Consider the following 15,283-nt stretch of genomic DNA (forward strand, 5'->3'; position numbering starts at 1 on the left):
ATTCCTTAAAAAATTGTATCCTGTAGTACTTCCGAATGTTTCGGGTAGTCCGTTGTATAATGCAATCCCCTACTTTCTTTCCTCAACATAGCTGATTTTGTCACAATATAAGCTACTTGAATAACATTACGCAATTCACACAATTTAACAGAAAGCCTGGTATTTCGATAGAATTCTTCTGTCTCCTCATACAATAAATGTAAACGCTTTAGGGCTCTTTCCAGCCTAAAATCGGAACGCACAATACCAACATAGTCACTCATAATCTTTTGGCATTCGCGCAAATTATGACTTACTAAAATATCCTCATTTGAAAGTGAAGTTTTAGAATCATCCCATTCCGGAACGTCAACAATATGGTTAATCAATCCTATCGACTTTGTGGCGTCTAAGAAAATACGATGCGCATAAACAAGTGCTTCAAGAAGTGAATTAGAAGCCAATCTGTTTGCACCATGTAGTCCAGTAGAAGAACATTCACCGCAAGCATATAAATTAACAAGGCTACTGCGTCCAAAATCATCGACATAGATACCCCCGCAGAGGTAATGGGCCGCCGGTGTAACTGGTATAAAATCCTTCGCCATATCCAGCCCGATCGAAAGGCACTTTTCATAAATGTTTGGAAAATGCTTGATAATATCCTGTTTATCCCGATGCGTAATATCGAGGTAAACATAATCTATACCTGATTTCTTCATCTCGGCATCAATAGCTCTAGCAACGATGTCTCTTGGTGCCAAAGAAGCACGTTCATCGTACTCCTCCATAAAAGATTCACCATTGACCCTCCTTAAAATCCCCCCAAATCCACGTACAGCTTCGGATACCAAAAATGCAGGCGAATCCTTTGGATTATATAAAGAAGTAGGGTGAAATTGCATAAACTCCATATTACGTACCTTACCTTTTGCCCGATACACCATTGCTATACCATCTCCAGTCGCGATAGTTGGATTTGTTGTACTTGAATAAACATGACCGGCTCCGCCAGAGGCCATCACGGTGACCTTACTCAAAATCTGATCTACTAAATGTGATGAGGTATTAAAAGCGTAAATTCCATAACAGGTAATGTCTTCCCTATTTTTATCCACGTACTCACCCAGATGATGCTGTGTAATCAAATCAATGGCAAAGTAATGTGTTACAATTTCAACATTGGGATCACTATGTGCTTGAGCCAATAATGCACGCTCTATTTCGTAACCAGTTATATCTTTATAATGTAAAATACGATGAGCTGAATGTCCCCCCTCTTTTGCCAGGTCATACAAGCCCGATTCCTCCTTGTCAAATGATGTCCCATATGAAATAAGTTCTGCTATCCGTTCCGGTGCTTCTCTTACTACGTTTTCCACAATTTCAACATCGCATAAACCATCCCCAGCAATCTGAGTATCAATGATATGCTTTTCAAAGCTATCTGACTTATCCACAACGGCAGCCACTCCCCCTTGCGCATATTTTGTATTAGACTCATCCTCATTGGACTTAGTGACTATCAATACTTTACCGAATTTCGATGCCTTTAAAGCAAAGCTCAATCCAGCAATACCTGATCCAATGACCAAAAAATCTACCTTTCTATCTGCCATATAAATTAAAATTCACAAACTATCCCCAAAAGTGACGATTCAAATTAACGAAAAATGTGGAAAACGTGTAAATAAAAGGTTAAATAAAAATGAAAAGTATTTAACAATTCACAAATCCCCTATTTTGAAGCCTTATTTCTAAAATTTTTCCGCACAAAAATCCATAGATTTCCACATTTTCTAAACAAAAACTATTCAACAAAAATATATGGAAAATAAAAAATGCGATAAATTAGAATTTTAGAAATCAGCTCTTTAATAGATAAATCCTGTTGAAAAATTGTTGAAAACTCTTTAAAAACCTAAAATCAAAATTGAAATAACCTAATTTATACCACTTTTCCACACCATAATAAACAATAAGAGATTTTCTATTTTAAATAATTAGTATTTATTGAAAAAAAAAGATTGTGGAATACGTTCGAAAATCTTTTTTTAGTTTTGTCAAGTTCGATTAGAGCCCGTTAGGTTTCGATATCCGGGAATTATGGAGTCCCCTATTGAAATATTTAATTCTAATTGAGTTTATATTATTTTTTTAATTTCCTATTGACTTTTAAAGCGCTTTAGGATCGGATATTTATTTTATTTTTTTTTACATATGGATTTAAAGTAATTTCAGCGCGTTATTTATAATTTTTTTAAGAAAAAATTCATTTAAGCCGTTTTATACTTGGATATTTTCCCTTATGGGATCTTATTTCAATTTTATCGGATTGTAACTGATGGAAATCGATAAAGAAAAGGTTTGACTTTCATTTTCGTGCTATGAGATATCAATATTTCTGGCTTTCAACGAGATAAATTCTTTTATTGAATTCTAATAGCTACTAATCTATGCTTTAAAAATTTCTTTGAAAAAGGCAATTTAGTTGATTTTACTATTTGGATTTTAAGTCGCTTTAGGTTTGCTTATTTGCTTTTTTTTTAAAAAAATATTTGAATATGGTCTTGTCAACGAGTTAAAATTTGAGTACGGAATTTTTATAACTTTATCAGCAAATTTTTCAAAATGAACGGTAATGCTTATTGGAATTTTTTATTCCTGATCGGGTTATTGTATTCGGATTGGCTATAATATCCGTTTGGTTTTGGCGTAATTGAATTTTAAACAGAATCTCAAGGTTATTGTTTGAAAATAAACCCGCTCAAAATTGGATATTTTTACAAAATTTGTTTTCAGTGCTTTTTATTGCATTCTATGCGTTTAAATGGTGAACTGCTTGCGATCTAAGTGAAATTTTAAGATTAGCTTGTTTATAATGTTGGATTGCAAATAATTTCTTCAAATAATTTATTGTAGAACAAACAATCTTACTATATTTGCAGCCCAACATCCATTAGATGGAGTAATTATCCAAATTTGGATCTGTGAGATTCGAATATTCTGGATCATTGTTATAAAGAATCTTTTTATATCATTCTCAGGGCGTATTTTTCTAAAATAAAGCTCTTATAGATTGAATATATTGACTTCTTTCGCTGTTTGTTTTGAATATTTAATTCTAAGCGACTAACTTGCATTGAAATTGTTTTGTCAATCCCATATTCAGTGTTATCTTTTAATATTATTTATCTATTTAAGTATGAAGCGGTTTAGTTCACCAAATTTAATATAAATTTGAGAATTTATATTTTTTTAAGAATTTAAATTTCGTTCTTATATTAATTAATTACTTTTAAGTTTTATTTACTGTTTTTTTGTAATTTATTCGATAATTATCGCTAAATGCTCGGTCTAGCCGGATATACGTTCCGATTTTGTTATATTGAGCTTTGAGGGGGCTATTTACTGGATTTTTATCCGGATACTAGGTATAATTGATTTTATTTTGGCAGAATTCATCATTGATTCTTAAATTTTGTAAAATTAAATTGTAAAAATTTTATCAAACCCTCTTAGAATTAGATAAATGCACAATCTTAGCTTATGGTGGCCAATATTTAATTCTCATCCACTTTATTTTGGATGTTGTACGTGTCATTTAGTTGTTTATTTCAATTTCCGCGAATTAGTCTCTTTTAGATTCGCTTCTACTCGACTCTTTTAGATTTTCTTATAAATATTCAATTCTTATAGGGTTTATTTGAACTATTTGATTCAACGCTATTGACCCTGAATTAGCGTAAATTTACCTCGCTACATTCCTATATTCATTTCTACAAGCTGCTAGTATTTTTATACGAAAATGTAACAGCGCTTATTCCAGATTATTGTTTTGTATTGATTGTCTCTGACGTATTTTTATTGCTGAAATTAGATTTTCGCCCAATTCTGGCCTTCGTTGCTGTTTGTGGTTGGTAAACAGAAAATATATAAACTTCAAATATTTGCGATTAGAATGGCATATTTAGGGAAGGTAATGATACAATATGCTATAGACGATTCTCAGAGCGTTTATTTTGTTTTCGAAGATATTTTGTAGGCGTTCAATGCTGCAGGCACCTACAGTTTGCTCCAATTTTACAAAATAAACCCGCTGAGAATTTAATATAAAATTTTAGATCAATCCAGAATCCATTAATCTCTCCTATATGAGCTTAAAAACGTTTTTTAAGCAGAAATGTTAATAAATAAAGCTTCCTTTTGTGCTATATTTTTCATTGTTTTGTAATATGCCTAAAAACGTTCCTTAGGCTATGAAGGTTGGATCTGGATGAAACTGATTTTCGAAGATCGAAATAATGTGAAATAAACCCCTTCAGCTTTTGCTATAAATGAAGAGTTTGAATAGTTTCCTAAATATTCAAGTCTAAAAGAGTTTATATGGGCGTAATATTGTGTAATTAAACTTTATATAAATTAATTTAACTATTAATACTTATAAACGTTTGTTTTGTATTTTTTAATAGGTATTTCGCTGTCAGTGCTGCAAGATCATTTAATTGGGCAACAGTTGCAGTTGTTCGATCAAATTTCAAAACTGACATTATCCAGTAAGCTGAGCTTGGAAGATCCGCTGTAATCTATTATTGATTAATAAGAGGCTTTATATCAGTATTTTATCTGTTATTATCTAATAATGAATCACATCCAGGCAAGCGGTATATTACCACGACCTGATTAATTTGCTTTTAATTGACTTTTATATATCTAACAATGCTTATTTTTGCTGTTCATAAAAGTTGAAACTACTCGCATGGAAATTGTAAATTATGAGCTTCAAGCAAAAGGTTATATCGATGCTCCGATTGATCCCTCACTGGATTTGATTAAAGAGATCCAACGGTTAAAGAAAGAAAAGAACGCTGTCATCTTGGCTCACTATTATCAAGAGTCTGAAATTCAAGATATAGCGGATTATATAGGAGATAGCCTTGGTTTATCCCAGGAAGCTGCGAAAACTGATGCAGATGTAATTGTTTTTGCTGGAGTACATTTCATGGCTGAGACGGCTAAAATACTTTCACCAACGAAAAAGGTTCTTCTGCCAGATGCCAAAGCGGGTTGTTCGCTATCAGATTCTTGCCCACCGCATCTTTTCGCTAAATTTAAGGAACAATATCCTGATCATTTGGTCATCACTTATGTAAACTGTACGGCGGAATTGAAAGCGCTTTCCGATATCGTATGTACCTCTAGTAACGCTGTTCAGATCGTAGAGAGCCTGCCAGCGGATCAGAAGATCATTTTTGGCCCCGATCGTAATCTCGGAGCATACGTTAAAAAGAAAACAGGACGAGATCTTGTGCTTTGGAATGGTGCATGTATGGTCCATGAAATTTTTTCTCAAGATAAAATTGATCGTTTGAAAAGCGAGCATCCGGAGGCTAAGTTTATTGCCCATCCGGAGTGTGAAGATCATATACTGGCGATAGCCGATTATGTAGGATCGACTGCGGGCATGCTTAAATTTACCCAGACCGATTCGGCCCAAGCTTATATTGTTGCTACAGAATCAGGTATTCTCTACCAAATGCAAAAAGCAAGTCCACATAAGACTTTTATTCCTGCGCCTCCTAATAATGCCTGTGCATGTAATGACTGCCCGCATATGAAGCTTAATACGCTTGAGAAGCTATACAACTGTCTGAAGTATGAATCGCCCGAAATCCTCCTTCCAGAGGATGTTATTCTCAGAGCCCAGCGTCCTATTGAACGTATGTTGGAAATATCGGCAAGTTTAGGCTTATAGAAATTTGCATAATTTTTGATCATAACCAAGATAATAACTGATTGGTTTTCAATGATCATCAACAGCTTCATTAAGCCGCTTATATGTGCTGCAATGAAAAGAGTCTAATGTATAAGCAGGGGAGCCATTGGTCTTATAGTAAAACTTATTTTGTAATGCCATCCGGATATATCTCTGGGAGATGATTATCAGCTGGCATTATCCATATTAAACTTTTAAACTTTTTAACATGTTTGATTTTGATAACACCGAGCGAACCAATTTGGAAGAAATGGGTGAGTTCGGTTTGATTGATTATATAAAAAAAGCTGTAGAATTAACAGAAAAATCCACAATTAAAGGGATTGGCGATGATGCTGCTGTTCTAGATTTTGGAGGTAAAAAAACCTTGATATCTACTGATCTACTGTTGGAAGGGATTCATTTTGATCTTAGATATGTTCCGTTAAAACATCTAGGTTACAAAGCTGTTCAGGTCAATTTGAGCGATATTTACGCGATGAATGGAATAGCTTCGCAAATTACCTTTTCAATAGGTCTGTCCTCAAAATTTCCATTGGAAGCTGTAGAAGAGATTTATCAGGGAGCATTGATTGCCTGTAAGAAATATAATGTCGACTTAATTGGCGGCGACACCTCGGCTTCAGCCCAAGGCTTGGTTATTTCTGTGACAAGCATAGGTTATGCTGATGCAGATCAGATCGTTTATCGTAGTGGTGCGCAGGAAGGTGATCTCTTGTGTGTGTCTGGTGATCTAGGGGCAGCTTATATGGGCTTACAGCTCTTGGAGCGTGAAAAGGATATCTATTTAGAAAATCCCAATGTACAGCCAGATTTAGAGGGAAAGGATTATATCGTTGAACGTCAATTGAAACCTGAAGCCCGGAAAGACATTATTGAATTATTTGCCAAGCTAGGGATCAAGCCAACAGCGATGATGGATATTTCAGACGGGCTTGCATCGGAAATTCTACATATTTGCAGGCAATCTGACAAAGGTTGCAGATTATATGAGGAAAAGATTCCATTGGATCAGATGACTTATGATACGGGGCGGGAATTTGGTATTGATCCAACCGTAGCTGCACTTAATGGTGGTGAAGATTATGAACTACTGTTCACAATAGCTCAGGCTGATCATGATAAAATCAAAAACTTACCGGATATTAGCATTATTGGTTATATGACCCCAAGTACTGAAGGCTGTGAAATGATTTCCAAATCAGGGAATCTTTATCCGATAACAGCCCAGGGTTGGAATGCTTTTAAGAAAAAAGATTAATACGAAAAAGACCTGTTCAAAACAGGTCTTTTTTTATGCTTCTTGCTCCTCAAGCCGGAGTTCCTCTACCTCATTTGGATCTCTTTGCCCTACATTGAAATTGTTATAGCCTAAGCCGACTTCGATCTGTAATAATCTCTGTTGCAGCATTTCAAGAATTGCTAAAAAGTTATAGACAAACTGTATTTTATTTTCTGAGTTTTTAAGAATTTCTTGAAAATCTAATTTTTTATTGATTTCAATTAGTTCGGCTATTGCTTTCTTCTGTTGTTCAATGGTGTATGGATATTTGACAACTGTATGTGTTACTTCTGGGGGACGATTACGGAATTGATACATCATTTGCTCGTAAATCATCATTAGACTATAAAGGTCGAAGCTATCCAAATTTTCTCCGGTAGAATCTAATTTTAGTCTTTGTTGGATATCATAGCGTATGTTGCCTCGATTGTATAGTTTGAGACGATCCTCCTCCAAGACTCTCAAATCTTCACAGGTCTCTTTAAATTGCTTATAGAGAATAAGTTTTTGAACAAGATCTTCTCTAAGATCGATTTCATTCTCATTTTCATCTAGATCTAGACGAGGCAAGAGCATTTTAGCTTTAATACGCATCAATGTCGAAGCAACAAAGATAAACTCGCTTGCCATTTCCATATTGAGCGCTTGCATTTGGCTCACATACGATAAAAAGTCATCTGTAATCTTTGAAATCGGTATATCGTGGATATTTAATTCATCCCGTTCGATAAAAAATAATAATAAATCAAAAGGTCCCTCAAATTGAGGAAGCTTGATTTCGTAGCCTTCTTCTACTTGCATATCTTATACAAATTTACATATAAAATCTTTTGGAATAACTTCGATACAAACTATTCATTATTTTATTTGTTGTACCTCAATATGTAAATGCGATTTAATTTTAAAGATTAAATAAAATTGTCGTTACTTTGTACGAACATATCATGTAAATAGCAGTACTATGCAGTTTGAGGCTGGAGAACTATTAAGTAAAATAAACGATCCCTCTGATCTTAAAAAGCTAAAGGAAGACCAATTAGAACAGTTAAGTCAGGAATTACGTCAATTTATTATTGATCAGGTTTCGGTTAATGGTGGTCACTTTGCAGCAAGTTTGGGAGTCGTCGAGTTAACGGTGGCGTTACATTACGTAATGAATACCCCATACGATCAATTGATCTGGGATGTAGGTCATCAGGCTTATGGACATAAAATCCTAACAGGTCGCCGGGATATATTTCATACAAATAGAATTGAGAACGGGATTTCGGGCTTTCCGAACCGTTTTGAATCTAAATACGATGCATTTGGTGTTGGTCACTCATCAACATCTATTTCTGCTGCGCTGGGTATGGCTGTTGCCTCTCAGATAAAAGGCGAGAAAGACCGTCAGCATATTGCTGTAATCGGTGATGGTGCCTTGACGGGAGGAATGGCATTTGAAGCATTGAATCATGCTGGAATTTCTAAATCAAATCTTTTGGTGATCTTAAATGATAACTGCATGTCGATAGATCCGAATGTTGGTGCATTAAAGGAGTATTTGACAAGCATTACCACCTCTAAGCGATACAACAGATTTAGAGACGATATAGCAGCAGTATTGACAAAGATTTCAGAAGTTGGTCCCAATGCACTTGGCATTGCCAAAAAGCTTGAAAAAAGCATAAAGGGAACTTTGCTGAAAAATGCTAATCTATTTGAATCTTTAAATTTTAGATACTTTGGGCCAGTTGACGGGCACGATGTTAAAAAATTGGCTAAAACGCTAGAAGATCTTAAACACATACCAGGTCCCAAATTATTACATGCTGTCACTATCAAAGGAAAGGGCTTTGCGTTGGCGGAGAAAGACCAGACGAAGTGGCACGCTCCAGGTTTATTTGATAAAATTACCGGTGAGATCAAGAAGTCTTCGAATGATAAACCGGTGGCTCCCAAATTTCAGGATGTCTTTGGACATACCTTGGTGGAGCTTGCAGAAGCGAATGATAAGATTGTGGGTATAACACCTGCAATGCCATCCGGTTCTTCCATGAATATTATGATGAAAGCTATGCCTGAGCGTGCATTTGATGTCGGTATTGCTGAACAACATGCTGTTACTTTCAGTGCTGGACTTGCAACTCAGGGACTATTGCCATTTTGTAATATTTATTCATCGTTTATGCAACGGGCCTATGATCAGGTAATCCATGATGTTGCATTGCAAAATCTGAACGTCGTTTTCTGTTTAGACCGTGCGGGCGTGGTAGGAGCGGATGGTGCGACACACCATGGAGCTTATGATATCGCATTTATGCGCTGTGTTCCAAATATGACGGTTTCTGCGCCGATGAATGAGGAAGAGTTACGAAATTTAATGTATACAGCTCAGTTACCCAATAAAGGTCCATTTGTTATTAGATATCCTAGAGGAAATGGTGTTATGCCAGACTGGCGTCGCCCGTTTACGGAAATTGAAATTGGAAAAGGACGTCTTATAACAGATGGGGAAGAGCTTGCTATATTGAGCTTTGGCGCTATAGGAAATGAAGCCGTTAAAGCGGTACAGCAGTTGAATGAATTAGGGATACACCCAGCACATTATGATCTTCGATTTGCTAAACCATTAGATGAAGTCTTACTCCATCAGGTCTTTAAAAAGTTTGATAAAATTATCACGGTTGAAGATGGAAGTTTACAAGGGGGAATAGGTTCCGCTGTATTGGAGTTTATGGCAGATCACGGATATCATAGCCAAGTGGTTCGTTTAGGTATTCCGGATAAGATCATTGAGCATGCTGAACAAAATGCACAGTGGAAGAATGCCCACTACGATGCGAATGCGATCATAGCAGAAGCTAAAAAACTTTGTAATGGAAAATTGACCAGTTCAATGGTCGGATAAAAGTTATATACTATAGAAACAAAAAAGGAGATCCATATGGACCTCCTTTTTTGTTTCTATAGTATAGCTTTTTTTGGAGCTCACAATTAATCTCATATGTTACAATATGTTTTTTTCTTTCGGATAAATTATAAAGATTTTTGTTTTACAGTTGGACATAAATAAGTTGAATCGTCCATTAGCAATGATGTTAAGTTGGCTTTAAATTCTTATAAATTTAATATTAAAAATATATGAACTAAAGATTGTAATTAGCTATTATTTTGGTTAATTTAGATTTAGACCTTAAGGACTGAGACGTAGTTAGTTTGCTACTTTTTTTGTTCTTTTTTTTCAAATAAATTTGGAATGTTAATAATTATTTTTAGAGATCAATTTTAGCGCTAGTTTTCCACAATTTTACATAGTAAATATCTGATATATAATGGTTTATTAATTATTTTATATTTTAGTTTTTTAGCTGATATTTTTTTGTCATCTTCGTTCTCAGAGAAAGTTATCAACATATTTTTTGTCGCGTATTGTAAATCAACTTATTAACAATTTTAGAATGGAAAAAACGTATTCAAGTGTCTGGAATAATTGTCTTTCGATTATCAAAGATAATATACCAGCGCAAAGTTTCAAGACCTGGTTTGAACCTGTGAAAGCAGTCCGTTTGGAGGGTGACGTTTTGACTATTCAAGTGCCTAGCTTATTTTTTTATGAGTGGCTGGAAGAACACTATGTAGGAATTCTTCGTAAGACCGTAAAGAAATTTTTAGGAGAACAAGGTAGATTGGAATACAATATTGTAGTGGAGAAGTCTTCAGCTTCTCATCCCTATACGACTAATCTTCCATCGAATGGCAATGGAGCAGAAGGGAAAAGACAATCTATCCCTGTACCGGTATCTTTAAATAGAGATATCAAAAATCCATTTGTTATTCCTGGATTGAAAAAATTGCAGGTTGATCCGCAATTGAATCAAAACTACACATTCGAAAATTTTATCGAAGGTGAATGTAATCGTCTTGCTCGTTCAGCAGGTTATGCTGTAGCGAATAAGCCGGGAGGTACTTCATTCAACCCTTTGATGATTTATGGTGATGTTGGTTTGGGAAAGACACACCTTGCCCAAGCAATCGGAAATGAAATCAAGAGAAATCTTCCCGATAAACTGGTCATTTATGTGTCTTGTGAGAAATTCTGTCAGCAGTTTGTGGATTCATTGAAAAATAATACAATCAATGATTTCGTTAACTTTTATCAAGCAATGGATGTCATCATTATGGATGATGTACATAACTTTGCCGGTAAAGAAAAAACACAGGATATTTTCTTCCATATTTTTAATCATTTGCATCAATCTGGAAAGCAAATTATTTTGACTTCAGACAAAGCACCTAAGGATTTAGCTGGTTTGGAGGAACGTTTGCTTAGTCGTTTTAAATGGGGATTATCTGCAGATATTCAGATTCCTGATCTTGAGACGAGAATGGCAATTTTGAAGAAGAAGATGTATTCCGATGGTATTGATTTACCTGAAAATGTAGTGGAATACGTCGCAACACAGATCGATAACAGCGTTCGTGAATTGGAAGGAGCCATGGTTTCATTATTGGCTCAGTCTACTTTGAACAAAAAAGAGATCGATTTGGGCTTAGCAAAATCGATGTTGAAGAATTTTGTGAAGAATACCCATAAGGAAATTTCAATGGACTTTATTCAAAAATTAGTCTGTGAATATTTTGAAGTTCCTGTGGATATGGTTAAATCGAAAGTTAGAAAGCGTGAAATCGTGCAGGCCAGGCAAATTTCGATGTACCTAGCAAAAGCACATACCAAATCTTCACTAAAATCGATCGGAGCATTCTTCGGAGGAAGAGACCACTCGACAGTCATTTATGCCTGTCAAACCGTAGAGGATTTAATTGAAACTGACAAGAAATTTAAAACTTATGTAAGTGACATTATGAAAAAATTAAAATCTTAATGTCAATTATCGTAAGTAAAGCACTAGAAGGGCTGTCCATATTACTTGGACAGCCCTTTTTTAATGTATTTAAGGCCCTGTAAGGCATAAAAAAGCCTCTGGATATGCCATTACATATCCAGAGGCTTTTCATTCGTTCTCGAATGGTTATTGTTGTTGTTGATTGCTCTGTCCGTTACCGGATTCTTTTTGTTCTGTTGTTTCTTGTGTTGCCGGAATGTTTACCGGAGGTCGCTCAGTTACATATTTCTGATAAGCAACTTTTTGTTCATCTGTTAGCAACTGTGCTATTTTAGTATCTGACTCAACCTGTATTTTGGCAATATTCTCCTTTTTGACGTCAACCTTAGTCGTCGAGTCCTGAATGACAGCCGCTATAGCCTTTTCTTGATCCAATACGATTGTTGATACCGCAGTTTTCTGCTCGTCATTTAATGTCAGCTTTGTGACTAATTCAGTCACTACCTTTGTTGCATTTTCTTCCGGTGTTGTTTGTGTTTGTTGTGCAAATGTTAGGCCCATCGCTAGAAAGAAACCTATGCCTGCTAAAAATAACTTTTTCATGATGTTCAATTTTAGATGAAATTATTCAATGTTTTTCTGCTACCTAATTTTACTTTGTTGTCGATTATTGACCAGATTCAGTTTTCGTAGGCTCAGCTGTGGTCGGCACGCCTTTAGCTGGTCTTTCAGTTATGACTTTTTGATAAAGCGATTTCTGATCTTCGGTAAGTAATTGACTGACTTTGGTATCTACTTCAGTCTGTAGCTTATTAAGTGCTTCGCTTTTCGCTTGAGGAGAAGACCCAGTATCTTTTACTATTGTCTGTTCTGCTTTTACCTGATCCAATAGAATGGTTGATACCGCAGTTTTTTGCTCATCATTCAGATGCAGTTTCTGTACAAGTTCAGTCGTTGCTTTAGCAGCTGCATCCTCGGGACTACCCTGTTGTGCAAACGTCAGGCTAAGCGTCAAACAAAATCCTATTCCTGTTAAAATTAGCTTTTTCATATCTATTGTATTTAAAAAGTTACAATTAAACGATCTTGCTATAAAAACTCGGAAAGGGTATTTATATTGTATCAACTATGTTACTTTAACAAAGTTTTAACATTAACTGATTGTAATTCATTGAAATACGGGTTTTGATATGTGATGTGAAATGCAAAAATTGATGATATCGCTGTTATTGCACTGTTAACAGGATCGATAAAGTTAGACGAGCTTAATTGTGATGACAACGTCAGAATAGAACTGAACGTGACATAAAAAAGGCCTTGTCAAAAAACAAGGCCTTTTCTAAGATAGCTTTATTAATTGTCGGAACGTTTAGACATTCTTTCTTTCATTTTTTCTTGTTGTTCGTCAAATAGCTTAGCTTGGTCTGGAGTAAGCCATGATTTGATTTTGGTTGTTTGTATTTCCTGAAGCTGCTTAAATTTTTCCATACTCGCTTTTCGATCTCCACCATCATTTCGAAGAGCAGCCCGTTGTTGAGCCTGACTTAATGTAAGGTTATAGATCGAATCTTTTTGCGTTTGATTTAGGCTTAATAATTTGTCTAAATGCTCTACGCGCATTTTAGCTTGTTCTTCAGGACTACGTTGCTGACGTTGTTGGGCAAAAACTCCTGTAGCACTTAAAAATAGACAAGCTACTGCCATTAAAATTTTCTTTTTCATCTTTGTATAGTTTATATCATGAGTGCCGAATATCGGGTATACACTCAATTTGTTCATTATAGACAGAGCGAAAACTTTTGAGATTCTCTGTTTACATATAGAATATAAATTTGATGAAAAAGTTTAGTATAGCATCTGATCTTAACAAAATTTAAGGTTGATTAACACTTTGAGCCACTGCATTATATAGCCTTTCATGGAATATTTCCTGTTGGATAGGGTCGTGAAATTGAAGACCGATCGGCAGATAAGCCAAATCAATTGCAGTAAATTGCTGTTTAAAAGGTTTTAGTCGCTGAAAGTCCTTTTCAGTTGTCAATACGATCTTTTTGCTGCTCGCCAGATCGTGGTAAGATTTTGCAATTTGATTGATATCCGATTCAGTAAAAGAATGATGATCTTTAAAGGAAATGTGTTGGATTGAATTGGTTTTGTTTTGGAGATAATCTACTAAGGGTTGAGGTTTAGCAATACCCGTAACCAAAATAATATCTTTGCCTTTGACATCGATTAGATTTCCTTTACTATTGATGGGTTCAAGATAGTCGATATAGCTAAATACTATTAAAGCTTCTTTGTTATAATACCTGATTTTGTTTTCTATCCGTTTTTTTTTGCTCATTAGAAAGATCAATAGGACATTTCGTAATCGTTATGATCTGTGCGCGTTTAGCCTCCATAAGGAGATCCCTAAAGTTTCCTGTGGGAAATACGAACATAGGGTGAGAAAATGATAAAAAATCAAATAATAATATATTGAAAAGAGGCGATAATTTTCGGTGTTGATAAGCGTCGTCCAGAATAATAAGTTGATGAGTTGACTGAAGTTTTTCAACTCCAGTACAACGATCCTCACAAACCGCAACTGTGATCGCTGGAAATTTGTTTTTGAACTGTAAGGGTTCATCACCGACATCCGTAGCCGATGAATCCGTCTGTACCAAAAAGAAACCTTTGGTGCTACGTCCATATCCTCGACTGAGTATTGCCGTTTTAAAGTGGTCTTTAAGACTTGAGACTACAAATTCAGTCATTGGGCTTTTTCCTGTACCACCTACGGCAAGATTTCCTATAACAACGGTTGGAATGTCAAAAGACCGCGATGGAAGCAGCTTAAAATCATATAATCGATTTCTTATCCACACCACAAGGGCATAGATGATGGTAAAAGGAAATAATAGATATCGTAATAAGCGTATCATTTTGGAACAACGGTTAACCCTACGTCTGTGATTTCTTTCAACGGATTTTCTTTCATGTTCTGTTCGATGGAAATCGTATAAATTCCTGTATCCGGAAATAGGTAATCTTTATGGATGATGGATTGATTGTTATACAAGCTACCGGAGGATTTTCCGAGCCATTTTCCATCCGGTCTGGCCATTTTTATTTCTTTACGAAAAGTATATTGCTTTTTACCTGGGCCTCGTTGGTAAATAAGTACAAAAAGATTGGAAAAAGCATATTCCGGTGTATGACGGACATCCATCAATACGTCATATCGTTTGGTCTTGTCGCTGATATGAAATTGAAAACTAGGCGGTGATGTATTCAGCCAAGCTTTATTATCAATGGGTTTATTTTCATTTATGACAAAAGTTTGGTCACAAGAACACCCTATGCCAATACATAACAAACCAATCAGGAAAGGAGAGCTTTTGAGTTTCATGTTTATTTATAAAAAGAATATGCCTAATG

12 protein-coding genes are annotated in these 15,283 nt (G+C 35.4%); 4 read left to right on the top strand and 8 right to left on the bottom strand.

Annotated features, from left to right (window positions below; genetic code table 11):
- Nucleotides 1-5 precede the first annotated feature (5 nt).
- On the bottom strand, nt 6-1,598 hold the full coding sequence (gene nadB / locus BV902_RS01250; RefSeq protein WP_075990424.1) for an L-aspartate oxidase: 1,593 nt from the start codon (nt 1,596-1,598) through the stop codon (nt 6-8).
- 3,140 nt (nt 1,599-4,738) lie between these two features.
- Between nadB and nadA the strand changes: the two genes are divergently transcribed.
- Both nadA and thiL read left to right on the top strand, forming a co-directional pair.
- Nucleotides 4,739-5,734, top strand: a complete 996-nt coding sequence (gene nadA, locus BV902_RS01255; protein ID WP_075990425.1) for a quinolinate synthase NadA — start codon at nt 4,739-4,741, stop codon at nt 5,732-5,734.
- A gap of 229 nt (nt 5,735-5,963) precedes the next feature.
- Nucleotides 5,964-7,016, top strand: coding sequence for a thiamine-phosphate kinase (gene thiL / locus BV902_RS01260; protein ID WP_075990426.1), 1,053 nt, complete (start codon nt 5,964-5,966; stop codon nt 7,014-7,016).
- Nucleotides 7,017-7,049: 33 nt separating this feature from the next.
- On the opposite strand, the gene BV902_RS01265 is transcribed toward thiL, so the two are convergent.
- The gene (locus BV902_RS01265) at nt 7,050-7,838 is read right to left on the bottom strand and encodes a segregation and condensation protein A (protein WP_075990427.1); all 789 of its coding nucleotides are present in this window, start codon (nt 7,836-7,838) and stop codon (nt 7,050-7,052) included.
- A 160-nt stretch (nt 7,839-7,998) separates the two neighbouring features.
- On the opposite strand from BV902_RS01265, the gene dxs reads away from it, so the two are divergent.
- Both dxs and dnaA read left to right on the top strand, forming a co-directional pair.
- Nucleotides 7,999-9,927 (top strand): 1-deoxy-D-xylulose-5-phosphate synthase, encoded by a 1,929-nt coding sequence (gene dxs, locus BV902_RS01270; RefSeq protein WP_075990428.1) that lies wholly within the window; start codon nt 7,999-8,001, stop codon nt 9,925-9,927.
- Nucleotides 9,928-10,477: 550 nt separating this feature from the next.
- On the top strand, nt 10,478-11,902 hold the full coding sequence (gene dnaA / locus BV902_RS01275) for a chromosomal replication initiator protein DnaA (RefSeq protein WP_046672557.1): 1,425 nt from the start codon (nt 10,478-10,480) through the stop codon (nt 11,900-11,902).
- A gap of 147 nt (nt 11,903-12,049) precedes the next feature.
- Here the strand turns inward: dnaA and BV902_RS01280 are convergent, their stop codons facing one another.
- The 6 genes from BV902_RS01280 to BV902_RS01300 form a co-directional block, all read right to left on the bottom strand.
- Nucleotides 12,050-12,466: a hypothetical protein gene (locus tag BV902_RS01280; protein WP_075990429.1), complete on the bottom strand. Its 417-nt coding sequence runs from the start codon at nt 12,464-12,466 to the stop codon at nt 12,050-12,052.
- A 64-nt stretch (nt 12,467-12,530) separates the two neighbouring features.
- Complete coding sequence (locus BV902_RS01285) at nt 12,531-12,914, bottom strand: hypothetical protein (protein ID WP_075990430.1); 384 nt, start codon at nt 12,912-12,914, stop codon at nt 12,531-12,533.
- Between the two features lie 302 nt (nt 12,915-13,216).
- Nucleotides 13,217-13,585 (bottom strand): hypothetical protein, encoded by a 369-nt coding sequence (locus tag BV902_RS01290; RefSeq protein WP_145328250.1) that lies wholly within the window; start codon nt 13,583-13,585, stop codon nt 13,217-13,219.
- Nucleotides 13,586-13,736: 151 nt separating this feature from the next.
- Nucleotides 13,737-14,207: a tetraacyldisaccharide 4'-kinase gene (locus BV902_RS28340; protein ID WP_083663421.1), complete on the bottom strand. Its 471-nt coding sequence runs from the start codon at nt 14,205-14,207 to the stop codon at nt 13,737-13,739.
- Nucleotides 14,164-14,787: a tetraacyldisaccharide 4'-kinase gene (gene lpxK, locus BV902_RS28345; protein WP_083663422.1), complete on the bottom strand. Its 624-nt coding sequence runs from the start codon at nt 14,785-14,787 to the stop codon at nt 14,164-14,166. The genes BV902_RS28340 and lpxK overlap by 44 nt, the downstream gene beginning before the upstream one ends.
- The gene (locus BV902_RS01300) at nt 14,784-15,254 is read right to left on the bottom strand and encodes a gliding motility lipoprotein GldH (protein WP_075990432.1); all 471 of its coding nucleotides are present in this window, start codon (nt 15,252-15,254) and stop codon (nt 14,784-14,786) included. Before BV902_RS01300 ends, lpxK begins: the two co-directional genes overlap by 4 nt.
- Between the last annotated feature and the right edge of the window lie 29 nt (nt 15,255-15,283).

This window comes from Sphingobacterium sp. B29, from assembly GCF_001952815.1.
Classification (GTDB): domain Bacteria; phylum Bacteroidota; class Bacteroidia; order Sphingobacteriales; family Sphingobacteriaceae; genus Sphingobacterium; species Sphingobacterium siyangense.